Source organism: Streptomyces sp. NPDC058663, assembly GCF_042716745.1.
In the GTDB taxonomy this organism is placed as follows: domain Bacteria; phylum Actinomycetota; class Actinomycetes; order Streptomycetales; family Streptomycetaceae; genus Streptomyces.
This window is the reverse complement of record NZ_JBHXRV010000079.1, coordinates 1-26,445: the sequence shown is the minus strand read 5'-3', so window position 1 is coordinate 26,445 and position 26,445 is coordinate 1. Positions and strand designations below refer to the sequence as shown.

The following is a 26,445-nucleotide window of genomic DNA, read 5'->3' as shown; positions in this document are numbered from 1 at the left end:
GGCCCCGCCCCCGCCCCTGCGCACACCCCCCCCCCCCGGGCCCCCCCCCCGGCCCGCGGGGGGGGCGCGGCCCGGGGGGGGGGCGGGGCTTGCCGGGCAAGCCGTGCGGTGTGCCCGGCAAGCCCCTTGGGTCATCGGCCGACTGCGGAGGCGTACTGCGCCATCGCCCCGATGATGGCGCCGGACCCGACGATCACGGCGACCGCGATGGTGACGGGGGCCTTGAGCGCGGGGCGGCGGTGTACGAGGTAGGCCAGGCCGAGGGCGAGCATCACGATGACGAGGACGAGGACCAGGCCGAGGACGAGGTGGGTGAACATGTCGGTTTCCTTCGGTTCGAGGAGCCGCCGGTACGGGCGTACCGGACGGGTGGAACGGGGTGGTGCGGGGCCACAGTCGGCGGAACCGGGGCGCGGTTCGAGTTCTCGCGAAAATCCGCCGGGCCCCGTCCCGGGCGCCTCGTGAGCGGGCCGGAACGACGATTCGCGGGAGCTGGACATGAAGAAGTCCGGGACTTGCATCTCGCGCACTGGCGTGTGCGCTGGGGACAGCAGCGCCCCGTCCGGGTCTCGAACGGGGCGAGTGGGGTGACTGTGCGGGAGGCGGGGGCAAGCCCCGCAACCCCCTTCATGCGTGGGCTAGGGAGTGGAATGCCGGGCGGCATGCGGCACGCCGTCGCCCCCTTGACCAGGTGGTGGTCAAGGGGGCGACGACTGGGGATCGATGGCGGTCAAGGGGTGGCCGGCAACTGTTGCGAAGGGCGGGTTGCCGAGGACCCGTGCACCAGGCGTTCGTGCGGTACGTCGTCTCGCCGTCGGTGCTGACCGTGACGGTGGTCCGGCTCGTCACTATCGAAGGACACCGGCCAAGCCCCGCAACCCCGTGGCCGCGGTCTAGGGTGCGGGGCAGTCCGTGCCGACATGGGTGTGCGGGTCAGGCCCCGTGCCCAGAGCGCTCTGGGAAGCAGTACCACCGGGCCGCTCCCCGCCCTTCTCCACCAGTCACCTCTCCTGGCTGTCGCAAGAAGAGGTGTCGGAGCGCTTGACGGGCTTGCCCACAGGGGCTGACCAGGCACAACGAGCAGTGTCCGGCTTAGGGGGTTCCTACCTCCGGGCCTACGGGCGGTGCACCTCTGAAACCCCCTGTGCAGCCCACGGTGCAGACAACTGCGGGTGCAACCCCTGGGCTTGCCCTACAACTTGCCGTACAAGTTGCCCTGCAACTTGCTCTACAACCTGCCTCTGAACTTGCTCCACAACTTGCCCCAGGCGCGAGGCGAACACAGGAACACCGCAGGTCAGCAACGTGGTCAAGGGGTACCCATCGCGCCGACTTCTTCTAATACGGGGGGTCAGCCCAGCGTAGGAAGTCTTTGCGCCTCCTGAGCAGAGCTGGCTGTTCGATTAGTTGGTAACGGCTGCGCGGGTGCCAGAGCGGATGCTTGGACTACTTCCGGCTCCCGAAGCCTGCGTAGAGATTGGCACCGTCGCGGTGCCCGCGTAGTCGTCAACCTGCCGCCTTGAGGTGGTGGTGGCTCCGTGAGCATCGGGCTGGATGCTTCGACTTCTTCCGGCTCCCGAAGCCTGTGTAGAGACCGGCACCGCCCGGTGTTCTCGAAGCCACCATCACCCGATCGAGCGTCACTCGTTGGTGTTCATGGTGCGAGCCCGCTGCATGGTGACCTCTCACAGCTTCCGGCCCTTGAGGCCCACGACCGGCTGAGGCCCGTGCGGTGCGCTGGTGCCACGAACGGCCAGTGAGAGGGAGGGCCAGGCCCGCGAGGGCAGAGCCCTGGTATTAGAACGCCGCGTGGCCCGCTTGCGCTCGTCACCAGCGCAGAAGCGAGCGAAAGGGGACCCACTTGAACATCACCTGTGGCATCGACTGGGCGGAAGGCCACCACGACGTCGCCCTGGCGGACGAGGCCGGGAAGCTCGTCGCGAAGTTACGGATCGACGACACCCTCGCCGGCTACCAGCTCCTGCTGGACTTGCTAACCGAACACGGCGATACCGAGGCCGAGCCGGTCCCGGTCGCCATCGAGACCAACCGCGGCCTGCTGGTGGCCTTCCTCCGCCAGGGCGGGCGACCGGTCTATGCCATCAACCCGCTGTCTGCCGCCCGCTACCGGGACCGCCACGGCGTCTCGCGGAAGAAGTCCGACCCGGGCGACGCCCTGGTGTTGGCCAACATCCTTCGCACCGACCGGGCCATGCACCGGCGGTTGCCCGACGACAGCGATCTGGCCCGTTCCGTGGCCGTGCTGGCACGGGCTCAGCAGGATGCTGTCTGGAGCCGCCAGCAGCTGGGCAATCAGCTCAGGTCCCTGCTGCGGGAGTACTACCCGGCCGCCCTCGAAGCGGTCGCGGGCTGGCAGAACGGCCTGACCCGCCCCGAGGCCCGCGCGATCCTGACCATCGCCCCGACGCCCGGCAAGGCCGTCAAGGTCACCCGCCAGCGGCTCTGCACGGCCCTCAAGAAGGCGGGCCGGGTCCGAGGCATCGAGGCGGAGGCCGAACGGTGGCAGAAGATTCTCCAGGCGCCACAGGCCCGGCACCCCGAGATGGTCGAGGACGCGCTGGGCAGGCAGATGCGCGGTCTGCTGCGGCAGTTCGACGCTGCTTGCCGCACCGTCGACGATCTCGCGGACGCGACGGAGAAGGCCTTCCGCCAGCACCCCGATGCGGCGGTGATGCTCAGCTTTCCCGGCCTCGGCGTCCAGCTCGGTGCCCGCATCCTCGCCGAAATCGGAGACGACCGGTCCCGATTCGCCGATGCCAGAGGGCTGAAGGCATACGCCGGCGCGGCCCCAATCACCCGGGCCTCCGGCAAGAGCCACTACGTCGGACGGCGCCGCGTCAAGAACAGCCGCCTCCTGAACGCTGGGTTCCTGTGGTCCTTCTCCACCCTCACCGCCTCCGGTGGGGCGAACGCCCACTACCGCCGACGGCGGGCACAGGGCGACTTCCACGCGGCAGCCCTCCGGCACCTGTTCAACCGCATGCTCGGCCAGCTCTTCCACTGCCTCAAGACCCACACCCTGTTCGAAGAACAGGTGGCCTTCCCTCACCTCCTCACCGCCGTCGCTTGACAGCTAGATGCCGTGAGAGGTCTCTAGAGAGGGGTCTTCACCACCCTCTGAGCGAAGAACAGACCCGTACCGACGACTGAGCGGTCCAAGGCACCCATCCCTACAGGCCGCTGACCCGAACGCTGACCCTGCCAGGTCAGAGGCCCCGCTCGCGGGCGTCCTCGTAGCGCCGGCTCAGGTGTGGTCGGCACCCTGGTGGGCGTCGTCGAGGAGTGCCAGGAGGCGTTCGACGCCGGTGGTGAGTTCGCGCAGGTGGAGCGTGGCTGCGGCCAGGCCGCGTGTGGGGGGGGTGTTCAGGGTGTGGCGGGCTGCGTCGTGGACGGCCTGCTGGCGGTCCCACTCGAGGGTGCCGTGGTTCATCGCGCTGAGGACCGGGCCGGTTTCCTGAATGAGGAGGGCCAGGTGCGAGTGGAGCAGGCCGGTGAGGTGTGCGGTGTCGTCGGGCCGGGGCAGCGGGTGGGCGCGCAGCGCGTGGCGGGCGCGTTCGACGGTGGTGGCCATCAGGGCGGTGTCGAGCGGGTAGTCGTGGGCCGCGGGCTCGGGCTCCGCGGCGAAATGGCGGGCAGTCACTTCGTGGTCCCCTGGTGCTTGCACATCCGGATGGTGCGGGCGGCGAGGATCCGCGCCTGTTCCTCGCCGTGCTGCGTCGCCTGCTCCAGCTTCCTCATCTGCTCCCTGCACGCCGGGCAGCCGGGTTGGGGGTCGCAGCCGTACAGGTAAGCGTCCATCGCGCCGGGCAGGACAACCGGGGGCTCTGGTGTCCCGTGGTACCGCTGCATCATCATCAGCCGTCCTCTTTCGCTGGGTGCCGTCACGACCACGCAAGCAGCCGCCTGGGCGCGGGTGCGACGGCAGCGTCATGCAAGAGCGGTGAAAGTCGGCGCCTGGGGGTGAAGCGGGGCCGAAGGCGGGGCACCTTCAAGTCAGGAGCAGTACGGTCGCCGCATCGTCCGACCCAGTTGCCCGGAGCCCGGCATGGTCGACCGCAGCACCCTCACCCCCAACCTCGTCCTGCGCGCGGTGCGTGAGGACGAATTCCTGATGAGCCGCGACGAGTTCGCCCGCGCCGTACTCGAGGCCGCCACGGACATGGGGGAGGCCGTCGCGTGCGAGGCCCGCCTGGTGGCGGCGTGGGAGGACGGTGAGGTGCGCTGTCCGCGCGCGGTCTACCAGCGCATCCTGAGCCGGATGACCGGCCGGTCGATGACGGACCTGGGCTTTCGGCCCCGTTCGGCGGTGCGTACCGGGCCGCCCGGCGGGGAGCGGGGGGCGGAGGACAGCGTGGAGAGGCGCACCTTCCTGCGCGACGGCACGGCCGTGCTCACTCTCCCTCTCGGGACGGGCACAAAGACCAGGACCGCGGGGCGGGTGGGTGCCAGCGAGGTACGGGCCGTCACGAAAGCGGTCGCCTCGTTGTACGCGCACGATCACGACCACGGCTCCGCGCCGCTGCGCAAGGCCGCATCCGAGGCGCTGCACACTGCCTACCAGTGGCTCCAGGCGGGTACGTACACGGAGCGGACCGGGCGCCGGCTGCGGTCGGCGACCGGAGCGCTGTCGATCGCGGCGGGGTGGCTGTCCTACGACTCGGGGCGGGCCGCTGACGCCCATTCCCTGTACGGCGAGGCCCTGGCCGCGGCCCGGATCGCCGACGACCCGGCGCTGGAGGCGCACGCGTTCGGTTGCCTGAGCCTGCTGGCGAAGGCGTCCGGGCGGCCAAGGGAGGCGATCGCGGCCGCGCAGGGCGCGCAGAGTGTGGCCCGCTCGCTGGGGTCGTCGAAGCTGCTGTCGCTGTTCGCGATGCGGGAGGTCGGCGGGTGGGCGCTGATGGGCGACACCACCGCCACGGACAAGGCGATCGTCCGCGCCCACCACCTGTACGCCCGCGGCCCCTGTGACGCCGATCCTGCGTGGCTGGACTTCTTCGCGCCGGGTGAGCTGGCCGGGCTCGAATCCTTGGCGCGGGCCGATCTCGGGCAGCACGAGCGGGCCGCCGCCGGGGCTGAGCAGGCCGTTCTGCTCCACGGTGAGGCATTCGCCAGGAACAGGTCCCTGTACACGGCGGACGTCGCCATTCAGCATGCGGTGAGGGAACGGCCGGAGCCGGAGGCAGCCGCGGAGGCCGCCGGCCGGGTCCTCGCGTTCCTTCCCGAAGTGCGTTCCGACCGGCTGTTGCAGGCGCTGCACCACGTCGCGGGCGCACTCCAGCGCCACCACCGCGTCCCGGCGGTGGCGAGCTGGATCGAGGAGTACCGCACCACCGCTGCTACCGGAGGAGGACGGGCGTGACCCCCAGCACCCGCACTGACGTCGTGATCCGCACCTACGGCCCCGGCCACGTACCCGCCCTCCTGGACGCGATCGCCGACCTGTGGGCCGACGCCCACCCCGAGCTCGTCGACAACCCGGGTGCCGCCACTGACGGGCTGTCCGCGGCCGCCCTGCGTCGCCAGGTGACCGGGCACTGCAAGCATGAGGGGTTCACGCTGGTCGCCGCGTACGCGGCCGGGAGCCTGGTCGGCTTCGGCTACGGCTTCCCCGCCACCCCCGAGTACTGGTACGGCCCCGAGCTCCTGCCGTCCATCCCCGAGTCCGTCCGCCAGGGGCGGCTACTGGGGCTGTGCGAACTCGCGGTCAGCCCCGGCTGGCAGTCCCAGGGCATCGGCTCCCGCCTCCACGCCGAACTCCTCACCGCAGTCGCCCCGGACTACGCCTCGCTGCTCGTGCGCCCCGACAACACCGCCGGGCGGGCCCTGTACGAACGACTCGGCTACCGCTACGCCGGCCCGTATCGCAATGAGCCCAGCGGACCGGTCTACGACCTGCTCCTCCTCCAGATCACCCACACCTGATCAGCATTCCCGGTCGAGTCAACGTTTCATGATCTTTTCCGAGGCATTAAAGCGGCCTTGTCAGACGCTCGCTGGAATCGTCTGACGGTGGTTATTCTGGATGCATGGCGAATGACCAGCGTCCCCCAGGGACGGCCGCAAGCCACAAAGGTGAGGCGGAAGATCATGTGGCCACGTCCGAGACGCAAGAGCTTTCTGCGCAGAATGTTGATGTGCTGTTCGTTGACGATCCCGCAGGCCAGCTCGGCATAGAAGATTTCGTTGGTTTGCCGACGAGCGTCGTTGTGCTGGTGGGCAGAGGCAGCCTTCGCCGTCACACGCTGATTTCTGCGCTTGATGATTCTGCTGACCAGCGCCCCGATCTTTTTTCTCCGCAATCGCACGCGGTTCTTCAGGGGAAGCATGCCCGCGATCTTGAAGCTCGCGAGAAGTTTCGAGAGCACATCCGCGATGCTCTCGCCAGGCATGAGCGTCAACCGGCCCCGCCTGGCCTCAACAAACTTGACGCCTTGCGTATCCGAAGCCCCGATGTCCGGCGTATCCCGATGCCCGACCTATCCCTTCTTATGGGCGTGGGCATACCCGACGGAGCAAGAATCGAGGCATTCAGTCACCTGCGGGACCGGATCGCCGAGCTCTCATCCACTACCGAGGTTTCCATCAGGGCCCTGAGAAACCCGGGGAAGGTTCTGAACGAGCTGGCAGAGACGGGCGAAGTCGCCCGCGTAACCAACAACGGCAAGATCGTTGGATGGCTCATCCCGGCGACTGAAGCTGACCAACACCTCGATGGCTTGTTGAAGCAAGGACGGTTGCGCCGGGGGACGCCTGTACCGATCGAGCCGATCGACATCGATGGCTTGGAGAATTCGCTGAGCGACGCCCTGCGCGAGGCGCGTGATGAGGAGCGCACTTGATCTATCTGGACTCCTCCGCGTTGGTCAAGCTGATCATTCGAGAGAAAGAGACCGACGCCCTAGTCAACTTCCTTGAAGGTCGTCCTCAGCAGAGGCATGTCACCTCGGAACTTGCGAGGACTGAAGTCATTCGTGCCCTTCGCCGAGCACGTTGTGGACCTCAAGGGCAGCATCTGATGGACGAGTCGACGTTCAATCGGCTGCTGGTAGCGGCTGAGACGCGCCTCAATGCCACTGACCAAATGGCCGTCAGCATCGACATTTTTGATGCGGCAGGGGCGTTCGAAGAATTCAACATCCGGACCCTTGATGCCATCCACCTTGCGACCGCTCTGATGCTTGGGCCAGCTTTGACGGGCTTCGTTACCTACGACAACAGGCTCCGTGAGCACGCCGAGAACTATGGGTTCCAGGCAAACGCACCGTCCTAACTCGGCAGGACGGGGGCTGGGATCGACGCTACCCGGCCCCCCAGTGGCTTTCTGCGGACCATCCCGCCCCAGGGCCCTTCCATCCACCCACACGGACGGCCGCAGGCTGCTGTCGCGTCCCCCTGTCGCGTGAGTCGCGTCCGCAGGGGCCCCCAACGCACGCGCGCGTCACGCGCGCGCGTCAGGCCACCGGATTCACCGGGAACGGGACAGCGGTGATGAAGACGAAGACGATGAACAAGCGCCGATTGTCGTACCGGTAGTGAACGGTGCGTCCCTGCACCCGCTCTGGATCTCCTTGAGTTCGGCGAGATGGGCGGGCCACAAGGCACCCGCGGTGGGGCTCCTCGGTGCAGCGGTCCAGGTGGATCACCAGGCCACTTTCGGTAAGTGGTCGTCACGCGCCCCTGTGAGGGCCGATCTTACCCCCGGACACCCAGAGGGGCCCGGGGCTTGCGATCGACCCTCAGGGGGCCGCCCAGGGGCCTAGAACGCCTCTTGCTGCTCCGGGTCCGGTGTGCCGTCGAACCCCGCCCGGTACTGCGCGGGAAGCGCGGCGACCTGTTCGTCGGTCAGCGTGAGCGCCGGGATCGGGGCGTTGCCGACGTAGTCGATCGACTGCCACGGCCAGGCCGGGCCCTCACACATCTGCTCCGGCCAGGACCGGACCGAACGGGGACCGCGCCACGGCTTCCAGTTCATCAGCCGCAGCTCTTGGGCCCCGACCTCGTCGGAAGGCGACAGCCCGAAACCGAACTCCGGCCAGCGCAGCCACAGTGAGCTGCCGACCGGACGCAGGTCCCGGACCCTGCCCGCCGCTGCGTGCGGCGAGTGCGCCTCAATGATCATCGCTGCGCCGCCGGAGACCGTACGCAGCATCTCCAGCGCCGACATCAGGATCCGGGCCGTCTCTTCGTCGTTCGGATTGCCGGTGGCCACCAGCTTGTAGAGCGGGCCGATCACGATCAGGTCCGGCTTCGCCTTCTCGATCCGCCGGGCCAGGTACGCCCGGTCACCGGGGCGCGCCAGGTCGATGCCGCGCTCGATCAGGAACTCCAGCGTCACCAGGTTCGGATCGATGGGCGCGCCGTCGGAGTCGGCGGCGGCCTGCGCCATGCGCGACAGCCACGGCCGGGCCTGGTCGCGGGAGTTCTCCGCGTCGATCAGCATGCACCTCACGGGCTTGATCCGTGCCTTGCGCCAGGGATGGAGCCCGGCGGCCGCGCGCATCATGATCTGCCGCAGCAGCAGGCTCTTGCCGCCGCCCTCACCGCCGGTGACGATCAGCCGGTCCCACCGGGCGAGCACCCCGGGCAGCACCCAGTCCGGCTCTTCCGGGGTCTGCGCGAGGAACGTTCCGAGGTCGAGGAGCGGGGCGTCCGTCGCGGCCAGGCCGCGGTCGCGGGCGGCGCGCATCTCTTCCACCGCGTGCTCCGCGATGTCGGCGGCGCCGCCCTTGCCGGAGCGGGCCGCGGACACCGCCGCCACGCCGGCCGCCTCCACCGCGCGCAGCAGCGCCGCGTCCCGCACCACCGCCGCGTACTCCACGGCTGCGTACACCGTGGGCACCGCGTCGACCAGCTGGTGGAGGTAGAGCAATCCGCCGACCCGGGCCAGGTCGCCCGACTTCGTCAGCGCCTTGGTCATCGTGATCGGGTCGCACGTCTCCCGCCGCGCCCGCAGCGAGCACGCCATGTCGTACACCAGCTGGTGGCGCGGCTCACGGAAGTCGGCCGCCTCCAGCTGCTCCACGATCTCCAGGAACACCGCATCCGCCACATCCCCCGGCGTCAGCAGCGCACCGAGCACCGCCGCCTCCGCAGCCTCCAGCTCAGCCGCCCGCTGCTCCGCTGCCTCCTCGAGGCCGCTCACAGCTGCGCCCCCCGCATCAGACGCGCCCGCAGCGCAGCCACTTCCTCCGGCGTCGCCCGCCGCTCCCCAGCCGCCCCTGCGTCAGCGGGCCTGGCCTGCCCAGGAATCGGCACCCGCGAGCGCTCGCAGTGCAACGCCAAGTTCGTCCAGCCGTTCGCGGGCATCTCCGCCGCCCGCGCCGCCAGCCAGCCCACCGGGTACCCCGCCGCCAGCAACTCCGCGGCCTGCTTCCTCAGCCTCACCCGCGAGCCGTTCACCAGCGGACGGCCCAGCGCACCGACGTACGCCTCCACGACCGCATCAGCCTCCGAGCTCTCCGGCACAGCCGCGTCTCTCTCTCGCTCTTCGGCTGTGACTGGAGAGACCTTCGGAGCGGCGGGGGGCTGAGAGAGAGAAGAGGGAGAGGAAGAAGGAAGGAGAAGGGGTGCGGAATCTGCACCCCCATCCCCCGCAGATTCTGCAGGGGGGGGTGCAGAAACTGCGGGGGGGGGTGCAGAAACTGCATGGGGGTCTGAGCTGGGGTTTTTCTCCGGCGGCTCATCGAAGGTCAGCTCCTCGATGAGGCTCGGGCCGTAGTCCCGGCGCGGGCGCTGCATGCTCGCCAGTAGGTCCAGGTTGATGCGGAACAAGTTGGCGATCTGGGCGCCGTTCTTCGGGCTGTACCGGTCCTTCGACCGCAGCAAGCCCAGCTGCTCCAGCCGCGCCTTGTTGCTCTGCGCGGCCCTCAGCGACATGTGCGCCTCGTCCGCGAGCTGCTGCATGTGCGCGATCACGTAGCCCTTGTCATCGGTGTGATTCGCGCAGGCCGTCAAGAACGCCCCCTCGCCGGTCTTCAACCCGCCGGCCTGGAAGACCAGGTTCATGTGCTGGATCACCCGGTCACCGCCGGGGCGAGCTTGTTGTGGTCGGGGGTCTGGCCAGGTGTGACGTGGCCCTCTGGCCTGGGGGCTAGTACTGCACGTACGCTCAAGGGAGCGCACCTCCTTGGTCAAGGTGTAGGTGCTTCCCCTCGGGCCGCGAACCCGAGGGCCACTGTTGGGCCCCGCCAGTTGGCGGGGCCCGCAGTGGTTATTAGAGCTATTTGTGTGTGTCCTGGCAGGCTAGTCCGCTCGCCCGCAGTAGCCCGGTGGCGGCGGCTCTGGCCGTGGTGAAGGGCCCCAGCTCGCTGTTCTCGTCCCCGGCCGGGACGCCGTACCAGTCGTGCAGTACGCCGGGCGACGTCGTGTGAGTCTCGCCGAGGATTTCGCCGTTGTAGGCAACCAGGTTTGGGCTTCCGAGGACATCACCGAGAGCCGAATACCGCAGCCCGGGAAGGGACTTCAAACGCTCAATGGTTTCCTGCCGGTGTATTTTTTCGCTGGCACTCTTGTGCGCGGCGCGCAACGCAGGTAATGAAATCTCTTCCGTAGAATTCACGTTTCCCATTTCGTTCCTTCAGTTTTGAGGAAGCAACGGCAGGTCGTCGTAGATGAATTTCATCCGGTCGGCAGCGGCGACGGCGCGAAGTACCTCGATGGGTTTACCGGAACGGTCTTTCGTGACGCGTTCGACGGCAACGACGTAGACCCGTCCGCCGATTCGGAGGTCTGCTGCTTCCTGCTCGGTGGGCGGGCGAGCGCTTATCGTCTCGGATGCCGTGGCTGGTTGGTGCCCTGCTTCGATAAGTTTTCCGAGGACGCCACCCTTGATCTTCTCCATGGTCGCGATGCCTGCGGCTTCCGCCAGGTCCCTCGGATACCAGGCGTGCTGGAGCTGGACGACGTCGTCGGGCCGGATGATTGCGTGCCGGAACCGGTAGACGAGGCCGGTCCCTGGGGTTAGCTCCAGAAGTTGGGCCACGTCGTCTTCCGCTGCAACGCGGTCAACTTGGATCAACTTCATTTCTCCGTCCAACCCCTGGGCGGCGGTCGCTGACTCCCAGGGGCCTCGGGTGCCGCCCGGGGCCAGTACCTGGCGGTAGCGGGTGAGCGGCACGGCTACCGGGGTGCGGTGGCGCACGATCGTTCCCGCTCGCTTGCTCGTGACGACGAGCCCTTCGTCGACGAGTAGGCCTACGGCCTCGCGCACGGTCTGCTTGGAGAGGCTGTACTCAGCCATCAGGTCCATGATGCGCGGCAGGGTCTCCCCCACCGCGAACTCTCCCTCGTTGATGCGTCGTCGCAGCTCAGCGGCGAGATCTCGGTATCCGTTCATGCTGCATCACCTCCTTCTGCCAGGGCTGATTCCCCGCTGTGGGTGATCCAAAGGCTAGCCCTCAAAACATCTTATGGCTAGCCATTGACATCTCGCGTCCGTGTCTGCATCCTGAAATGGCTAGCCATTACTTCGTGTGGTGGTTGGTGTACTCCCTGCCTGCGAAAACGCAGGTGCCCGGCCGGTGTTACGAGCACCGACCGGGCGGCGGCACCGGTGTTACGAGCACCGGTGCCGCTGTCAGAACCCCTGGTGAGAGAGGTCCGGACACGATGATGGTTGCAGAGTGGGGGCGCTGGTGGCGTCCCCGGCGTGGCGGGTGTGCACGACCGGTACGGATGACGCGGACGGTGCTGCCGTCCCCGTGCCGTACGACGGCGGCGGAGCCCGCGCCGGTGCCGGTGATGCCGGTCATCGGCGGGGACGAGCTCCGGCTGCGGGTGCTGCTGCGGCAGCGGCTGGACGGTGCGCTGTGAGTGAGCTGCGCGGGGTTCCCCCGCTGCCCGAGGGCTGGCCGGCCGCCCGCCGGTTGGCCGTGGTGCCGCCGCAGGTGCCCGGCGGTCACCGCCAGGAGCAGCGTGACGAACGGGCCGAGGACTGGCTCGACCGGCTCCTGGCCGACGACGAGTTCGGCGTCCAGCGCCCCGCTCGTGCGGAGGTGCCGGTGTGGGAGCTCCCGCCGGTCGACTCGATTCCGGACCGGGACCCCTCGGACGATCACTTGATCGACTGGGACCGGGTCAAGAGCGCGGTTCGTGCGGTGCACCCGGTGCGCGCCCTAGCGGTGGTCGGTGTGGGTCTGCTGCCCGCGTGGGTGTGGGCGGAGCGGGTCGCGGAGCCGATGACCCGGGAGATGTCCGTCGACGCGGCGTTCGCGGGTGGGCTGGTGACGGCGGTGATCGCCGGGGTCGGCGCGGTGTCCGGCCGCGGTCTCCGCCGGTGGGTGTGTGCGGCTCTGGTGGTCGCGGTGGTCGGCGGAACCCTGATTGCCGACCCGACCCGTCATCTGGTCTCGACCTGGATCGTGGGGGTCTGACCATGGACTGGCCCACTTTCACGCACGTGGTGACCCGCGCCGGGGCCGCGTTCGGGTTCACGCTCATGGTGGCGACCGCTTCCTGGGTGTTCTTCTCCAAGGGCCGCAAGTTCAAGGCGCTGAAGAAGAAGACCGTTCTGGTGCCGTGGCTGGGGTCGGCGGTGACGATGATCCTGGCGTCCGCCGTGACCGGCGGCCTGGTGGGCCGGATCAGCGGCGGGTTCACCGGGGTGGGCAACGCAGCGGGCCGCGGGGTCGGGGACGTCGCGGTGGGGCAGGCCGGGGCCGGTGCGGTCCCCCTGTCCACCGGCGAAGTCCTGTCCTACAGCGGCTCCTGGATCGCGTTCTGCCTGGTGATCGCCTACAGCCTCTACCTGTGGTTCGCGAAGAACTGGGAAGAGAGGGCCATGGCCCTCTCCGGCGGCCTGACCGGGGCGACGTGGGGCATCACGGTCGCGGTCGGCGGCTGGGTGTCCGCGCTCGGTGTTCCGCTGGTCTCCTGGCTGGGGGAGGTGCTGATCGGATGAGCGCCCGCCGCCGTATCCGCCGGACCCGCTCCGGCGCCCGCCACCTCGCGAAATTCTTGACCCACTGGGCAGGCGGACACTCCGTCAGCAGCGAAGAGTTGTTGCGGCGCATCGTCAAGGCCCGTGCCGAAGCGCACCAGGACGCGCTGGAGGAGCACCGCCGCGACATCGAGCGCGCCCACAAGCGCGCCACGAAACTCCGCGAGCGGGCGGAGGAGGACGGCGGCCTGGTCCCCCGCGACAAGGCCCGCCTGGAGGCAGCCGAAGCGGAAGCCCGGCGCGCAGCCGCGATGCTGGCCGCGCTCGGAGCGTTCGAGGTGCCGCAGATCAACCCCGCGCAGGTCCGGCACAGCCGCCAGCGGATCGCGGCCGCCCGGTGCACGCTGCTGGCCGCTCCGGTCGCCGGGATCGGCGCCGCCACCGTGGCCGGGGGCGCGTGGTGGTCGGGGCCGGCCGCCGTGGTCCTCGGCGTGGCCGGGGCATGGGCCCGGGGCCCGGAACCGCTGGAGTTGACGACACGTCCCGTCCCGGCCGACCTGATCGCCGCAACCCCCGGCGTCGTTCCGCCGACCCACACGCCGACGCCGTCGGTGGGCGGGAGTGTTCCGGCCGGTACGTGTACCGCTCCGGGCACCCCGGTCCCCGTGCCGGGCGCACCGGGCGGTGCGCCGGGCCTGGGGGGTGTGGTGCCCGCGTCCGCCGACATGGTCACCGCCCTGTCGAAGGCACTGTCCGCGTGCCGGGTGATCCCGCGCGGCACCCACGTCACGCTGGTCGAGGAGCCGGAGGTGACCGAGGCCCGGTGGACGGCGACGATCCGTCTGCCCAACGACACCGGGGCCACAGTCGAGGACGTCGTCGCCGCCCGTAAGAGCCTGGGCGGTGAGCTGGAGCTGGACCGCGCCCGTTTGCACGTCGAGCGGGTGGACGGAGGGGACGACAAGACGCTGACGATCAGCGGCTTCACCGTCGATCCGTTCGAGAAGCCCATGGTGTGCACGGCCGACATGCTCGGCGACGTCGATGTCTGGGACCAGGGCATTCCGGTGGCGTTCGACGCGTGGGGCCGTCTGCTCTACGTCCGGCTGCGGGACGTCTCCCTGCTGCTCGGCGGCTCCAGCCGGTCCGGCAAGGGCGCCGCCCTGCGGCTGATCATCGCCGGATGCCTCCTTGACCCCCGGGTCAAGCTCCTGCTGGCCGACGGCAAACACCCAGGTCAGAACCGGTGGCAGGGGCTCACGGACTGCCATATCCACGATCCCCAGACGCGGGCGGAACAGCTCCGGTTCGCCCTGGAGGACCTGGTGGCGGAGATGGGCGAGCGCGGGGCCCGGCTCGCGGCCGCCGGGGTGGAGTCCCTGGAGGAGCGCTCCGACCTGGTGGGCAGCGAGGGCCTGGAGATTCAAGTGGTCGTCGTCGACGAGGTGTCCGTCTTCACGACTGACCCCAAGCACGGCAAGGCCATCACCAGGGCGCTCACCGACCTGTCCGCCCGAGGCCTCGCGCTCGGCATCGTGCTGGTGCTGTCCGCGCAGGCGTCCTCGGTCGAGGTCATCTCCCGGATGATCAGCGCCAACTTGGTCTGGAGGTGGTGCATGTACTCCATGACCGCCGTCGAGTCGAACTCCATCCTGGGCGACGGGATGGCCGGTCGCGGCTACAGCGCTCACCTGCTGCCCGAGACCCAGCGCGGCATCGGCCTCCTGCGGGCGCACGGCCGGGTCATCACCCTGCGCTCGCTGTGGCTGGACGGCGACGAGCTGGCCAAGGTCCAGGACATGGTCCGGGCGCTGCGCGGCCAGCGCGGCACGACCCTGACAGCCGCTCCCGTACAGGTGCCGCCGGCACCGGTGAAGGAACCAGTGGAGGCCCTGCCTGAGGCGGACTGGTCAGTGGTCGACGCATGGCTGGACGCGGTGGACGTGTCCGCTAACGACCACCAGGACGACGAGGACCAGGGGCAGGACGACCCGCGGTCGCAGGCGCTGGAAGTCATCCGGCAGGCCGGGCCGCAGGGCATCAAGCGGGCCGCCGTCGCCGACGCGATCGGCGCCTCCCCGACCACGGTCGGCGGGTGGCTCAAGACATGGGCCGACGAGGGCCTGGTCGAGGTCCTGGGGAGCCCCCCGCACACCCGCTACGCGGCTACCGACGCCCGTCAGTAGACCGCCCACAGACCCCGCTCTCTACAGACGAGTGCAGGTCAGAGCGCTACGACCGTACTGACGACCCGTCGTCGGTAGCCGTCGTCAGTAGCTCGTCAGTACCGGCCGTCAGTAGAGGGCGGCACACAAAAAGAAGCCCCCGGACGACCGATCTTCTTGGCAGTAGGGCGGTCGCCCGGGGTCCGAACCCCGAAGGGAACAGGTGCCAATCATGGCATTCCGCAAGAGCATCCCCCAGTCCGAGCTGCGCGACAACATGTCGGCCAAGGACCTCGAACGGCACGGCACGGACTACCAGGCCAGCCGCGGCGGCCACCTCAAGAAGGACGACAGCAAGTCCTCGAAGGGCGGCAAGAAGTGAGCCGTCACACCGCTCCGCGCTGCCACAGCCGCCGGATGAAGCTGGACAAGGTCAACGGGCACTACCGGTGCCCGGTGTGCAAGGCATGGACGACCCGCGTCACCGACGTGCTCCTGGCCGTGGTCGGGGGTGGCGCCCGATGACGAGCGACGAGGAGCGCCGCCAGGCGGCCGCCGCGATGGAAGCGGCCCGTCAGCAGGCCGCGCGGGACAGGGCAGCCGCAGATGCCGCTGTACGGGCGGTACAGGCCGCGAGCGAGGCCGCGGCCGCGCACAGCGCCAACGTGGCCGCCTACCTGGGCGGAGGCCGCTGATGAGCGACAACAGGCCGCCGCTGCCCGTGAGGGAGATGCCGCCCGAGGAGCACGGCCGCCAGGCCCTGCCGTCCCAGGAACACAGCCGCCCGACGCTGCCGTCGGCCCCGGCCCGTCCGCACCCCCAGGTTCACTGACCGCCCGTCACGGAAGAGCACTCCGCCCGCCCGAGAGGATGAGCGGGGCATCGCCACCGTGACACCACCCGCACCACCCCGGGCCGGGCACACCCTCCGGTGCGCCCGGCCCCCGTTCCGCCACCACACGAATCAGGAGTGACATGACCACCACGATCGAGCCGGGTACGGTCCCCGGCCCGGCCCGCGCACCACAGGCCGCCGACCCCGCACCGGCCGCACTGGAGACCGCCCTGCCCGCACCCAAGACGATTCCGCCGACCCGGAAGCGCGTTCCGGACACACAGGAGGAGGGCCCGGACCGTTCCGGGACCGCGATGCGCTGGGTGACCATCGGCACGCTGCTCGGTGCTCTGGTGATCGCGTCGATCGGGTTCGCCGCCTCGTACTCCGCGCTGTCGGCACTCGCCGCGCAGAAGGGGTTCGGGTGGGTCGCGCCCTGGTTCCCGATCGGCGTGGACGCCGGGATCGTCGTCATGTACGGCATGGACCTCGTCCTGGCCTGGCGACGCAACCCCAAGCCGCTGCTGCGCTGGGTCGGACACCTGCTGATCGCCGCGACGATCCTGTTCAACGCGAAGGCCGGCGGCCTGCTGGACGACCCGCTGGGCGCGACGATGCACGGCGTCATGCCGGTCCTGTTCGCCGCGACCGTCGAGGCGGGCCGTGCGCTGGTCATCCGCACGGCCCGGGTCCGTATGGGAGCCGACTCCGACCGGGTACGGCTGCAGCGATGGCTGCTCGCCCCGCTCTCCACGTTCACGCTCTGGCGCCGGATGCGTCTGTGGGAGATCTCCTCGTACCGGCAGATGGTGCAGATGGAACACGACCGGACCGTCTACCGGGCCTGGCTGGCGCACAAGTACGGCAAGAAGTGGAGGACCAAGGCGGGCGCGGCGGCGCTGCTCCCGTTCGAGATGGCCAGGTTCGGGCTGAGCGTGGACGAGGCGCTGGCACTGCCGGAGAAGCAGAAGGCGGACGAGGAGGCCCGCAGGAAGGCGGAGACGGCCCGTCAGGAAGCCATCGTGGCCGAGGAGGAGCTGCGGCGCATCGAGGCCGAGCGGCGTACCGCGCAGGCCGCGATCGAGCGCCGGCGAATCGCCGCGATGGTGACGGCGGCGGACCATTCGATCGACGCGGAGACCACCACGGCCGAAGTCGAGGCCCGGGTCGCCAAGACGTCGGCGGCGGCGCACGCAGAGACAGCCGCACGGGCCGCACAGCTCACCGCGGAAACCGCCCTGAAGGCTGCGGAACGCGAAGCGCAGGAGGCGGAACGACGCGCCGCCCGCGAGGAAGAAGCCGAAGCGAGCGCCGCCGAGGCGGAAGCCCGGGCGCGCGAGGCCGAAGCGCTGCGCCTGGAGGCGGAGGACCGCAAGAAGGCGGCCGACCTCGCGGCGGAAGCCGCCCGTAAGGAGAAGGAAGCGGCGGAAGAGGCGAACACGGCCGCGGAGTACCAGCTGCTGCTGAAGCAGAGGGCACGGGACACGAAGGTGGTGGAAGCCGAGAGCGCCGACGCCGAACGCCGCGCCGCCCAGGCCCGGGAGGAAGCGGCACGCGCGGAACTTGCCGCACTCGAGGCCGAGGACGCCGCCCGGCTCACCCCCCGCGAACGGGACGACCGCCGGGTCGCCCGGATGCTGCTCGCGGCTGGCGTCACCAGTGCCTCCACGAACAGCAAGGACAAGGAGGCCGTATCCCTGGAGGAGATCGGCGCCGCTCTCGGGGTCCGCAGCACGGCGGCGGGCGAGCGTCGCCAGGCCGCGTACGACCTGATCCTGGCCGGATACACCGGCTGACCCAGCACCCACCCAGGAATGCGCAGGTCACTGCCATGAGCGATTTCGTACACGACAAGGCCAAGGAGCTCGCGGACGCCCTCGCGGCCGGCGACACCGACGCGATGCGCCACGCGATCACCGAGGTACTCAGCGAGACCACCGGCCCGTTCACCGAGCGCGTGATCGCCCTCGGCGACGCCATGGGCGACCACCGGGAGGGACGGACATGACCACCAGGTACATCGACCTCAACACGGTGGCGAGCATGCGCACCCCGCGACCCAGCGTGCTGACCACGGATCAGATCCGCCGAGGGAACGCGGTGCACGAGGCCGCCCACGCCCTGGTCGGCCTGTCGTACGGCATGAACCTGGCCCGGATCCGGCTGACCGAAGAGGCCGCGGTGGGCGGGGGCCTGGCGGTGAGCGGGGTGACCACCTGGAATCGCTGCCGGGTCGACGAGGTCGAGTTCGCGGTGCAGTGCGCGGCTGGCGCCGTTGCCGAGCAGCGGCTGTTCGACGAGGCCGGCCTCGCGGCCCGGGTGGACGGGGCCTACGACGAGGACTTGGCCGTTGTGGTCCTGGTCAGGTCCGGGTTCCGGGTCGTCGAGACAGGTCCCGTTCAGCAGGGCGTGGTCGCCTGGGACCAGGTCACCGAGATGGCACACCGGTGCGTCGGCAACCTCTGGCCCCAGATCACCCGGGTGGCGGAGGCCCTCCTGGCCGCGCCCGCCGCAGTGTTGGAGGCGGACCAGGTCTGCGTGTTGACGAGAAGCTGACCGATCCGTACGACCACAAGTGAGGCCCGGGGCGCAGCAATCGCCCCGGGCCTCACTGTTTTTCTACGGTACGTCGCGCACAGCGACGGGTCGGAGCAGTCCGTGACGTGGTTCATGTCACATTTTGCGAGGGGGTGGCGTGAAGAAGATGAGCATGTGCAGGGTCCGCGAGCGGTACGGCATCGAGTGCCCCGACTGCGGCACTCGGTGCCGCTCGAATGCCTTTTGACCTGCAGAAACACCACTGGGCGCACGTCTGTGTAATGCCGTGGGTAGAGCATGAGGGAAGCCGTTTATCCGGGTGGGAGAGCCCCTGACGCGACTGTGGGGCGGCACCTTGTCGGCGCCGCCCCACAACGGGCTTGGTGACTCATCGCGATGTCTCTTCCCTGGTCAGGATAGGGATGGTGCGTCGGGGGCCCCCGGGGCACCACCCCCGGGGGGCCCACCCGACAGCTGTCGCTGGACCCGCCAAGGCGCAACGTCAGCCAGAAGAATGTAACGGATTTACGCGGGGTCTGATTCCTCAAGTCTGAGGATTTGCCCTCATTCCCTAACCCCAGGGAATCCTTCACTCCGAGCGCACGATTTAACCGTCGCTTTTTTCGGAGTCCTCAGAATCAGGGATTTGCGATGCCGCTCCGGGGGTCCGCGGGGCGCCCTGAGCGTCCGTATCCGATGCCGTCACGCATACCCGCTGCGACCCTCGTGTGGAATCCTTACCCGTAGGGTGACAGGACGGCGCTCATCCACCAGTGCTATATCCTGCTCGATCAAGAAGGTCATTCTTCCGGCGGATCACCAATCCGCTGTGGATCTTCAAAGTACCGCCTAGCTGGACCCGCCAACACGAAATACAACGTCAACCCCAAGGGGTGTTCATAAATGACAGATTTTTTTCTGTCCGTGATCGCGATAGTTGCGATCCTGTGCCTGGTTGTGGGCTTTGCGATTAAGCAGCTCGCCCTGACCCCGTTGAAGATCACGGCGGTCATCGGCGCGATTACCACACTGGTCCTGGCGCTCCCGCCGCTCCTCGAGGCCATGCGCCCGGAGCTGATCCCGCCACCCGCACAGGCACCGGCCGCCCCCGGCCCGCAGGCCCCGGCCCAGAACGCCCCCGCCCCCGGGGCCGCCGCCAACGGCGGCCAGGGCCAGACCGGCTCCTCCACCGCGGGCACCACCGCCGGGCAGGTGGGGCGCTGATGATGTCCAAGGACAAGGGCGGAGCACTCGACAGGGCGCTGATGATCGGCACCTCCCTGTACAAGGTGAACCGGAACACCGGCCGGGTCGACCACCAGCTCTCCGGCCGCCGCTCCCTCATCTCCGCCCTCAAGCACAACGCCTTCCTGAGCACCCTCCCCAAGGCCGCCCGCGACGATCTGCTGGGCGCAGCCCAGCGGAAGGTCTTCTACCGCTCCGACGTGCTGCGCGGCTCGTCGAACTCCACGGTGCACATCGTGGTCGGCGGATGCGTCACCGAGGAGTCCACGTACGGCGAGACCACCACGGTGCGCATCCTGGGCGCCGGCGCGGTCCTGGGCGACCAGGAGGTGCTCAGCGACAGCGTCACCCCGACCACCCGCTGCCTGAACACGACCTGGACACTCACCATCCCGCTGGAACGCATGCGGATGATCGCGGAGTACAGCGCCCCCGTGGCCATGGCCCTGGGCGCCGCGCTCGCCGACCGCATCGCCACCGCCGAGCGTGTGTACCACCGGACCGGCCTGCGTCCCGAGGAGCGCCTCGCCGGACTGTTCGTGCACCTCCTGGACACGTGCGCCATCCCCAACCGCGACTTCGGCAGGATGCTCGAAGGGCTCTCGCAGTCCGACCTCGCCGACGCGCTGTGCGTCAGCAAGGCCACGATCGAGACCGCGATCCGGACTCTGCGGCATCGGGGACTCGTGGTCACCGGTTACCGGTCGTACGAGTTCCCCTCCGAACGTGCCCTCGCCGAACTCGGTAAGGTGCGAATTCCAGCCCAGAGGGTTACCGGCGAAGCCTCAGCCAAATAAAGAAGACAGAAGCGATTGAGTCAGCGAAAGGCGCTGACCGGGAAACCCCCGGTCAGCGCCTTTCTGTTTGGTCTAGACATTCACTGCTAGATATATCCGAAAAAGATGCAGCGCTGATTCTTTTCCTGAACATTGATTGAATCAGACATAAAATTCGGCAACAATTTGTTGAAGTTATGGGCGGGAAGTACGGCGGCTTTTGTGAGTGCAGTTTACGTTTAGGGTAAAAGGGGTCTTTTATCTCAGATGTGCTGTGTGTCGCAATCGTCATTGTCCGGGTCGAGCTGGGCGTAGACGCGGGTTCGTACTCCCGGCATCCCTGCATCCCTGCGTACTCGGTGTCCGGCGACGGCTCCGAGTACCTCAAGCCGGGCCACGGCCTCCTCCACGGTGGGTTCGTCACACCCAATGAGGTCGATAACGAGAGTACGAGGACCGACCAGGTGCTTTTCGACGATGTCGTTCATGCTCCGCACGACAACCTGCCGGCCCCCTACGGTTCGCCGCGATCCTGGCCATCACCCGTACGAGCAGTCCTGCAGCGATACCCGCCTCGCGCGAACAGGGATGTACGTATCCTCGACGACCTCGTCCTCGTCCCAGGAAGGGCGACTCTCTTCGGAGAGGCGCCCTTCCTGCGTCTCTCTCGGTGAGAGCGTCGTGGCCGACAGGGGGGCGTACACCGGCTGATGCAGCCGCCTCACACGCAACGAGGCCTCAGGGCGCGGCAATCGGCCTGAACGCGATCCGAGCAGCTCCGCCGTTCAACCTTTCGGCACGCTGAGGTCCTTTAGTAGGCACAAGCGTGGCGGCGAGGGCCTCGCATGCGAGTGAGGATCAAGGCAGCATGACAGTTGAGCTGATGGGAATCCTGGCGCCCGCCGTAGTCGCCGTCATCGGTCTCATCATCCGATGTCGTCACGGGAACTCCAGCCACTGGGATGTTCTGCACGAGTTGGCCCGTGGCCGGGTCCGCGCGGGGTTGGAGCGTGAGCGCCGGGCAACCCTGCGGATGATCCTTGACCGGATGCCTGACGGCACGTCGACAATGCAAGAAGGTGACCGGCAGGGCGAGGCAGGTGCAGGCACCGGGTCAGGGGGAGGAAGTGGGCAACGGTGACGACGTTTTTGGACGATTCTTTGCCTGTTGGGAGCCCCAAGTGCGCAGGTACCTCACCTGGCTTGAGGGCGACGCGTCCGTGATCGACGATGCCGCTCAGGAGACCATGATCAGTGCCCATCGGTACTGGAAGACGGTCTGCGGCCTTGAGAATCCCCGCGCCTGGCTGTTCAAGGTCGCAGTCCAACGCCTTGGGGATGCGCAGACGGCACGTCGTAAACTCGGCTTGAGTACGGATCCGCACTTGCTTCCCGACCAATCACGATTCGTGCAGCCCAGGGATCAGTTCACAGTGTGCGATGCCCGCACGGATATCCTGGAATCGGTACGCAAGCTTCCCCCGCAACAGGCCAGGGCTGTCGCGCTCCAAGCACAGTACGACCTGCCACTTGATGAGATCGCCGCCATCATGGGCATCTCGACCGGATCGGTGAAGACTCACCTGCACCACGCTCGCAAGGCACTCAGAGTGCTGCTCGGCGAGGACGAGGGAGGTTGATCCATGGGTATCGACGACCGACTCCGTGATGCTGCGCGTGCAGTCGACCACATGTGGAGCGACCCCGAAACCACCGCGGCGCGCTACGAGCGAATGAGGAAGAGGCTCAGCGATTCACAGTACTCGTCGGGCGGCTCGACCCTTTCCGCGGATGCCACGAGGCTGATCGCCGTCTCTCGGCATGCCCTGGCGGGCAGCCTGTCCACAGCGGACATCTTGACGGAGGCACGGCAGGCGCAAGCGCTTGCCCAAGCAATCGGTGCGTTTTTGGCTGTCACCGGCCCTGCCGACCTGCGAGACGAGGCACTCCGCCTTTCCGAGGTCGCGGGGAGCGTGCTTGGCGTCCTCGACGGGGACGCAACCGCGTGGGCGGAGCGAACACCGAGGGCTGCGCAACTAAACGGTGTCTCAGACCCTGCGCGCACTCTGCAAGACCTGGATGGGCTGCTCGGTGAGGTCGGCATCGCACTCGTCGGAGTCGCGAGTAGCACCGACGCCGAAGCCGTCTACTGGCAGTGCATCCATGTCATCGAGGCGGCCGAGGAGTCTCATGACCGCGTGCGCGGGCTGTTGCGCCAGCTCGCGATCCTGAAGCGAGAATCACTGACTTGGGGATTGGCGGAAATTGAACGCCGTGAGTGACGAGGCGGGCTGGACCTGCCCGCCAGCGCGTCGCCAGCGGCGACCGAACGGCGCTGGTCTCGGCGGTCGGCTGCTTCTCCTCACAGCGCGGGCAGTCCCCTCCGGAGTCGAGCAGCACCCGGTCACCGCACCGCACGTCGCCGCACCACTGGCGCTGGGCAGGGCCAGGTCGATCAGCCAGCCCACCAGGTCCGTGATCAATTGACCCATCCGCGTCTGGTCCTCAAGGCGCCGGGCAACATGGTCGGAGAGAAGCTGCGCCGCGTCCGCATGGCCGGCGAACCCGACCAGCCGGGCCAGCTCGCCAGGGCAGCGGCCTCCACCAGCTTCAGAGCGGCCGGACCCTCCAGGCGCGCCCACATCAGGTCGACCGGAGCCAGTACGGGTGCACATCCTCCGGCGGCAAGGGCACTCAGCCCCGCCACTGAACTTCCTCCCGTCAGAGGCACTCTCAGGGACGGGCGGCACGCACGATGGAGGGGCCCGGCGCGTATCGCCGGGCCCCTCCCTCGTGCTCTTATCCTGCGTCACCCCAGCCTTGGTGGTTTCCTGGGCGCAGGGATGGCTGGGAGGATCTCCCACAGCGGACGCCGGCCGCGCGCCCACTGCTCCAGCACCCTGCGGTCGACCAGGTGCAGGCGCTGCTGGCGGGCGAAGTCCCGGGCAGGCCCGGAGATCCGGCCGTTGGTCACCATCACGACGACGTCGCCCTTGTGCACGGGACGGCCGGTGCCGTTGAGGGTCTGCAGGTCCGGGGTGCCCACGGCCGCCCCGTCGAGCCCCCTCTTCTTGTGCTTGCACTGGATCACCCAGTACCTGCCGAGCGGATCGTGGCCCTTCACATCGGCACCGAGGTCTCCCCGGCCGCCGCAGCGCAGCGCGTCGCGGGAGCCGTCCCGGGCCAGCAGGTCACGCACCGCGTGTTCGAACGCGTTGTGGTGCATGGCGTCGATCTGGCCGAGCGAGTACGTCAGGCCCTCGCCCCGCAACTGCGCCGCCCGCATCCGTCCTACCTGCCGGTGGACGAACCCCGCGAGGACGAGCAGGGCGAGGACCCCGAGCACGATCAGGATCCACCAGTTCGCCCATACCCACTGCCCGACTTTGACCAGCACTATGGCCACGATGACGAGCACGCCGAGGGCGACGAACAGCTCTTCGTCGCTCTTGCGCTTGCGCCGGCGCGGGCTCATCGGTCAGCCTCCGCCGGAACCGGGCGCTGTACCCAGCGCCTGCGGTCAGTGCAGTCGCATCCCCTGTTCCTCAGCACGGTCCCCCCTCGTTCACGGCTCCCCGCCGTTGTCATCCCAGCACCCGACTGCCGTGCTCGCCTACCGTTCCCAGGGAATCGGGTACGTGACTGTGGACGACGGCTGCGGCGGCGCTTTCCACACCGGGAGTTTCACCGGATACACGCCGGTCGACAACGGTGCCGGAGTTGCCGTGCGGGTGCCGGTACCGGTGTTTGTACCGGCAGGGGTCTTCGTGCTGCCCATGGCGAAGAAGACGACTACCGCAGCGACGGCCACCAGGATGCCCAGTTCCCGCCGTGCGCCGGGCGCCCACCGGGTATGCGCCCGAACCACCGTGCCGTCCGCGCGTTCGTACTCGCTAACCTGCACCATCGGCTTTTCTCCTCCCGACCCCATCCGCCGCGTCGCGTACGGACCCACCAGGAAAGCACCAGCCACTGACAATCATTGTGGATCAACCCCCTTGCAAGATCGCCGAGTTACGGGCGACCGCCCTCTGCAGCCGTCCTCCCAGAGAACGGCAACCTTGGCGGTGTGCCCGATCCGGGAGGCAGTACATCGTTTCTCAACAAGGAGACCAAGGGACTGCACGGGTGATGGCACCGTCACAGCGCATGTGGCACACCCCAAATCTAGTGGTTTGCAAGCCGACACGGTCGGGTGAAGGAGTGGGCACACGTGTCGATTGTCTGAGTACTCGGTACTCTGAGCGAACCCATTCAGAGGCCTGTGCAGTTTCTGGGTGGCCGAGAGTTGACGGCCCATCGGACCGTCCAACTCCGGTCATCCACACACTGCACAACAACCTGAAGGGGAGGCTCACATGCCCGGCAGCGACAAGCCGAAGCCCGAAGATCCGCAGAACATACCGGATCCGAAGGAGGGAGGCCCGCCGCAGGCCCGGGGTGAGAGCCGCAGCACCGCTCGCGATGTACTGCTCGCCGCTGTAGTCCAGGCCCTGTTGGCTGGTCTCGCTGATGAGGCTGCGCACTGGATCGTTCAGTTCGTGGTGTGGCTGTACGAGATGTTGGTCAGCCGCCTGTAAAACGCGACGCGCCCCCTGGTGCGCTAACACCAAGAGGCGCGAGGTGCGGGCGTCACCCGCGGCGGCCTCTGTCCCCTGGTAAGGCTGGGCAGAGGCCGTCGTATTGATGATGACTTCAGTCTGCTGTCTTCACCGGCAACGCCCCGCGAGGGGTTTGCCTAGAGAGGACCGCAGAGTCAAGTCTTGCGGGTCTAACTTATAACGCGCCCCGCCCGGGCGGCCAGCCGCCCGCCCGGGCAGGGCTCCGGTTTTCTGGCCCATGCTCATCCCCACGGCCTTGAGCTTCGCGGGGTTGGTGGAGTGCCCGGCGCAGGCCTCTCCCGGCGCTGGAACTGACGGCAGCCTGGGCCAGATAAGCCTCTTCTCAGCCGGGCAGCGTCCTTGGCTGGCAGGAAGAGGCCCAGCCTGAACGCGGCGTTCTGCCACAAACCGGGATGATCAGCGGAACGCCTGCGGCCTGCTGGTGTCGGACGGCAGACTCAACGAGCCGTTGAGGAGAGTTGTACTCACATCCGTAGCTCACGCGCTGGCACCTGTCTGGGGAGGCAGAGGCCGGCGGTCCTTCGGGGACGTGAGCTGTGCGAAGCTCTGGGGCGATGGAGTGCTGCGTCTGGCCCGGGACGTCTTCATTGGCATGGACTGGTAGCGACCCATCGGAGGGGGCACAGCGCGCGTCCGGGTCCTGTGGCGTGCTGGCCTGCCTGTGTACGACGTTCTTCGTGATGCCCTGCCCGAGTTCCTCGGCAGCACGGGAGCAGCGGCCTTCGTGGCTGTTGTTGTCTGGTGCGTGAAGAAGCTCCGCAGTCGTGAGGTTCCGCCGTCGGCCTCGGGGGAGGGGGCGAGCGATAGCGGAAATGGGTGAATGCTTGCCCTGAGGAAGTGATTGGGGCGGGTGAATGGAGGTCGCATTCCAGTGCGTTCCGCTCTGGAATGCGACCCTTTTTCTTGTGCCTCCGCAAGGGTTGACTATGGGTTTTCATCCGGGATTCTTGGATTTGGCCCAGCGGGGCATCGAATTCGAATGCAGTGTCTGACTGTCTGTCGGTTTGGTGTGAGGGTGGGGTGCTGGGTGCGAGCCGGCCGATGGTGTGCGGGTGTTTGTGCAGGTCAGAGGGGGTGCTCAGGTTGGGTGAGCAGGACGGGAGCGTGGAGGCGGGGTGCGGTGGGGGTGCGTCAGGAGGGCCCATCCGAGCGGGTGCCAGGTTTGACGCACCGACAGGCTCGGGTCCCACCGCCATCCCGGGATCGGGTGCGGCGGTGGGACTCTCTGCGGTCGAGTCCCACCGCCGCACCCCCCTCTCTGTCGTAGCCAGCCCCGCGAAGCGGGCCAACTCGACTGCGGAGCAGGCGAGTTGCTGGTGCGGAGCACCAGAGTCCGGGAGGCCGCGAAGCGGTCGCCCGGACACGC

The 26,445-nt window shown here is 68.4% G+C and carries 30 protein-coding genes; 21 read left to right on the top strand and 9 right to left on the bottom strand.

The features are described 5' to 3' along the window. Positions 1–131: 131 nt before the first annotated feature. Positions 132–320 (bottom strand): hypothetical protein, encoded by a 189-nt coding sequence (locus tag ACFWVV_RS36020; RefSeq protein ID WP_384358124.1) that lies wholly within the window; start codon positions 318–320, stop codon positions 132–134. A gap of 1,541 nt (positions 321–1,861) precedes the next feature. Between ACFWVV_RS36020 and ACFWVV_RS36015 the strand changes: the two genes are divergently transcribed. Continuing rightward, positions 1,862–3,091, top strand: coding sequence for an IS110 family transposase (locus ACFWVV_RS36015; protein ID WP_384358122.1), 1,230 nt, complete (start codon positions 1,862–1,864; stop codon positions 3,089–3,091). Between the two features lie 174 nt (positions 3,092–3,265). On the opposite strand, the gene ACFWVV_RS36010 is transcribed toward ACFWVV_RS36015, so the two are convergent. Next, positions 3,266–3,661: a DUF6415 family natural product biosynthesis protein gene (locus ACFWVV_RS36010; protein ID WP_384358120.1), complete on the bottom strand. Its 396-nt coding sequence runs from the start codon at positions 3,659–3,661 to the stop codon at positions 3,266–3,268. A 405-nt stretch (positions 3,662–4,066) separates the two neighbouring features. Between ACFWVV_RS36010 and ACFWVV_RS36005 the strand changes: the two genes are divergently transcribed. From ACFWVV_RS36005 to ACFWVV_RS35990, 4 genes are all read left to right on the top strand, one after another. Then, complete coding sequence (locus ACFWVV_RS36005) at positions 4,067–5,380, top strand: hypothetical protein (protein ID WP_384358118.1); 1,314 nt, start codon at positions 4,067–4,069, stop codon at positions 5,378–5,380. Next, positions 5,377–5,943, top strand: a complete 567-nt coding sequence (locus tag ACFWVV_RS36000; protein WP_384358116.1) for a GNAT family N-acetyltransferase — start codon at positions 5,377–5,379, stop codon at positions 5,941–5,943. The genes ACFWVV_RS36005 and ACFWVV_RS36000 overlap by 4 nt, the downstream gene beginning before the upstream one ends. Before the next feature lie 104 nt (positions 5,944–6,047). Then, the gene (locus tag ACFWVV_RS35995) at positions 6,048–6,860 is read left to right on the top strand and encodes a hypothetical protein (RefSeq protein WP_384358114.1); all 813 of its coding nucleotides are present in this window, start codon (positions 6,048–6,050) and stop codon (positions 6,858–6,860) included. Continuing rightward, complete coding sequence (locus tag ACFWVV_RS35990) at positions 6,857–7,291, top strand: type II toxin-antitoxin system VapC family toxin (protein ID WP_384358112.1); 435 nt, start codon at positions 6,857–6,859, stop codon at positions 7,289–7,291. Before ACFWVV_RS35995 ends, ACFWVV_RS35990 begins: the two co-directional genes overlap by 4 nt. 486 nt (positions 7,292–7,777) lie before the next feature. Here the strand turns inward: ACFWVV_RS35990 and ACFWVV_RS35985 are convergent, their stop codons facing one another. From ACFWVV_RS35985 to ACFWVV_RS35970, 4 genes are all read right to left on the bottom strand, one after another. After that, a complete protein-coding gene (locus ACFWVV_RS35985; protein ID WP_384358110.1) occupies positions 7,778–9,163 on the bottom strand; it encodes an AAA family ATPase in 1,386 nt (461 codons plus the stop codon). Continuing rightward, complete coding sequence (locus ACFWVV_RS35980; protein ID WP_384358108.1) at positions 9,160–10,038, bottom strand: hypothetical protein; 879 nt, start codon at positions 10,036–10,038, stop codon at positions 9,160–9,162. Before ACFWVV_RS35980 ends, ACFWVV_RS35985 begins: the two co-directional genes overlap by 4 nt. Positions 10,039–10,240: 202 nt before the next feature. Then, positions 10,241–10,588: a hypothetical protein gene (locus ACFWVV_RS35975; RefSeq protein WP_384358106.1), complete on the bottom strand. Its 348-nt coding sequence runs from the start codon at positions 10,586–10,588 to the stop codon at positions 10,241–10,243. A 9-nt stretch (positions 10,589–10,597) separates the two neighbouring features. Next, on the bottom strand, positions 10,598–11,356 hold the full coding sequence (locus ACFWVV_RS35970) for a GntR family transcriptional regulator (protein ID WP_384358104.1): 759 nt from the start codon (positions 11,354–11,356) through the stop codon (positions 10,598–10,600). A gap of 338 nt (positions 11,357–11,694) precedes the next feature. Here ACFWVV_RS35970 and ACFWVV_RS35965 point away from each other — a divergent pair, with 338 nt between their 5' ends. The 13 genes from ACFWVV_RS35965 to ACFWVV_RS35905 all read left to right on the top strand — a co-directional run bounded on the left by ACFWVV_RS35965 (position 11,695) and on the right by ACFWVV_RS35905 (position 20,478). After that, the gene (locus ACFWVV_RS35965) at positions 11,695–11,832 is read left to right on the top strand and encodes a hypothetical protein (protein ID WP_384358102.1); all 138 of its coding nucleotides are present in this window, start codon (positions 11,695–11,697) and stop codon (positions 11,830–11,832) included. Beyond that, positions 11,829–12,392 carry a hypothetical protein gene (locus ACFWVV_RS35960; RefSeq protein ID WP_384358100.1) on the top strand — a complete coding sequence of 188 codons (564 nt, stop codon included), beginning with the start codon at positions 11,829–11,831 and terminating at the stop codon, positions 12,390–12,392. Before ACFWVV_RS35965 ends, ACFWVV_RS35960 begins: the two co-directional genes overlap by 4 nt. Positions 12,393–12,394: 2 nt before the next feature. After that, entirely contained in the window at positions 12,395–12,919 is a 525-nt protein-coding gene (locus ACFWVV_RS35955) for a hypothetical protein (protein ID WP_384358098.1), read from the top strand. Then, positions 12,916–15,084, top strand: a complete 2,169-nt coding sequence (locus tag ACFWVV_RS35950; RefSeq protein ID WP_384358096.1) for an FtsK/SpoIIIE domain-containing protein — start codon at positions 12,916–12,918, stop codon at positions 15,082–15,084. Before ACFWVV_RS35955 ends, ACFWVV_RS35950 begins: the two co-directional genes overlap by 4 nt. 211 nt (positions 15,085–15,295) lie before the next feature. Further along, entirely contained in the window at positions 15,296–15,445 is a 150-nt protein-coding gene (locus ACFWVV_RS35945; protein ID WP_384358094.1) for a hypothetical protein, read from the top strand. After that, complete coding sequence (locus ACFWVV_RS35940; RefSeq protein ID WP_384358092.1) at positions 15,442–15,588, top strand: hypothetical protein; 147 nt, start codon at positions 15,442–15,444, stop codon at positions 15,586–15,588. Before ACFWVV_RS35945 ends, ACFWVV_RS35940 begins: the two co-directional genes overlap by 4 nt. Further along, positions 15,585–15,758 carry a hypothetical protein gene (locus ACFWVV_RS35935; protein WP_384358090.1) on the top strand — a complete coding sequence of 58 codons (174 nt, stop codon included), beginning with the start codon at positions 15,585–15,587 and terminating at the stop codon, positions 15,756–15,758. Before ACFWVV_RS35940 ends, ACFWVV_RS35935 begins: the two co-directional genes overlap by 4 nt. Next, positions 15,758–15,895 (top strand): hypothetical protein, encoded by a 138-nt coding sequence (locus ACFWVV_RS35930; RefSeq protein WP_384358088.1) that lies wholly within the window; start codon positions 15,758–15,760, stop codon positions 15,893–15,895. The genes ACFWVV_RS35935 and ACFWVV_RS35930 overlap by 1 nt, the downstream gene beginning before the upstream one ends. Positions 15,896–16,038: 143 nt before the next feature. Then, positions 16,039–17,694, top strand: coding sequence for a DUF2637 domain-containing protein (locus tag ACFWVV_RS35925; RefSeq protein WP_384358086.1), 1,656 nt, complete (start codon positions 16,039–16,041; stop codon positions 17,692–17,694). Between the two features lie 35 nt (positions 17,695–17,729). Further along, entirely contained in the window at positions 17,730–17,906 is a 177-nt protein-coding gene (locus ACFWVV_RS35920; protein ID WP_384358084.1) for a hypothetical protein, read from the top strand. Continuing rightward, positions 17,903–18,454: a hypothetical protein gene (locus ACFWVV_RS35915; protein WP_384358082.1), complete on the top strand. Its 552-nt coding sequence runs from the start codon at positions 17,903–17,905 to the stop codon at positions 18,452–18,454. The genes ACFWVV_RS35920 and ACFWVV_RS35915 overlap by 4 nt, the downstream gene beginning before the upstream one ends. An 885-nt stretch (positions 18,455–19,339) precedes the next feature. Next, positions 19,340–19,660, top strand: coding sequence for a hypothetical protein (locus ACFWVV_RS35910; RefSeq protein ID WP_384358080.1), 321 nt, complete (start codon positions 19,340–19,342; stop codon positions 19,658–19,660). Further along, on the top strand, positions 19,660–20,478 hold the full coding sequence (locus tag ACFWVV_RS35905; RefSeq protein ID WP_384358078.1) for a Crp/Fnr family transcriptional regulator: 819 nt from the start codon (positions 19,660–19,662) through the stop codon (positions 20,476–20,478). The genes ACFWVV_RS35910 and ACFWVV_RS35905 overlap by 1 nt, the downstream gene beginning before the upstream one ends. 242 nt (positions 20,479–20,720) lie before the next feature. Here ACFWVV_RS35905 and ACFWVV_RS35900 read toward each other — a convergent pair whose 3' ends face one another. Further along, positions 20,721–20,945 (bottom strand): DUF6207 family protein, encoded by a 225-nt coding sequence (locus ACFWVV_RS35900; protein WP_384358076.1) that lies wholly within the window; start codon positions 20,943–20,945, stop codon positions 20,721–20,723. 591 nt (positions 20,946–21,536) lie between these two features. On the opposite strand from ACFWVV_RS35900, the gene ACFWVV_RS35895 reads away from it, so the two are divergent. Together ACFWVV_RS35895 and ACFWVV_RS35890 are read left to right on the top strand one after the other, a co-directional pair. After that, on the top strand, positions 21,537–22,097 hold the full coding sequence (locus tag ACFWVV_RS35895) for an RNA polymerase sigma factor (protein ID WP_384358074.1): 561 nt from the start codon (positions 21,537–21,539) through the stop codon (positions 22,095–22,097). Between the two features lie 3 nt (positions 22,098–22,100). Beyond that, on the top strand, positions 22,101–22,739 hold the full coding sequence (locus ACFWVV_RS35890; RefSeq protein ID WP_384358072.1) for a DUF6099 family protein: 639 nt from the start codon (positions 22,101–22,103) through the stop codon (positions 22,737–22,739). A 527-nt stretch (positions 22,740–23,266) separates the two neighbouring features. Here the strand turns inward: ACFWVV_RS35890 and ACFWVV_RS35885 are convergent. Continuing rightward, positions 23,267–23,932, bottom strand: a complete 666-nt coding sequence (locus ACFWVV_RS35885; protein WP_384358070.1) for a restriction endonuclease — start codon at positions 23,930–23,932, stop codon at positions 23,267–23,269. Positions 23,933–24,070: 138 nt separating this feature from the next. Continuing rightward, complete coding sequence (locus ACFWVV_RS35880; RefSeq protein ID WP_384358068.1) at positions 24,071–24,364, bottom strand: hypothetical protein; 294 nt, start codon at positions 24,362–24,364, stop codon at positions 24,071–24,073. 451 nt (positions 24,365–24,815) lie between these two features. Here ACFWVV_RS35880 and ACFWVV_RS35875 point away from each other — a divergent pair, with 451 nt between their 5' ends. Next, positions 24,816–25,037, top strand: a complete 222-nt coding sequence (locus ACFWVV_RS35875) for a hypothetical protein (protein WP_384358066.1) — start codon at positions 24,816–24,818, stop codon at positions 25,035–25,037. The last annotated feature ends 1,408 nt before the right edge of the window (positions 25,038–26,445 follow it).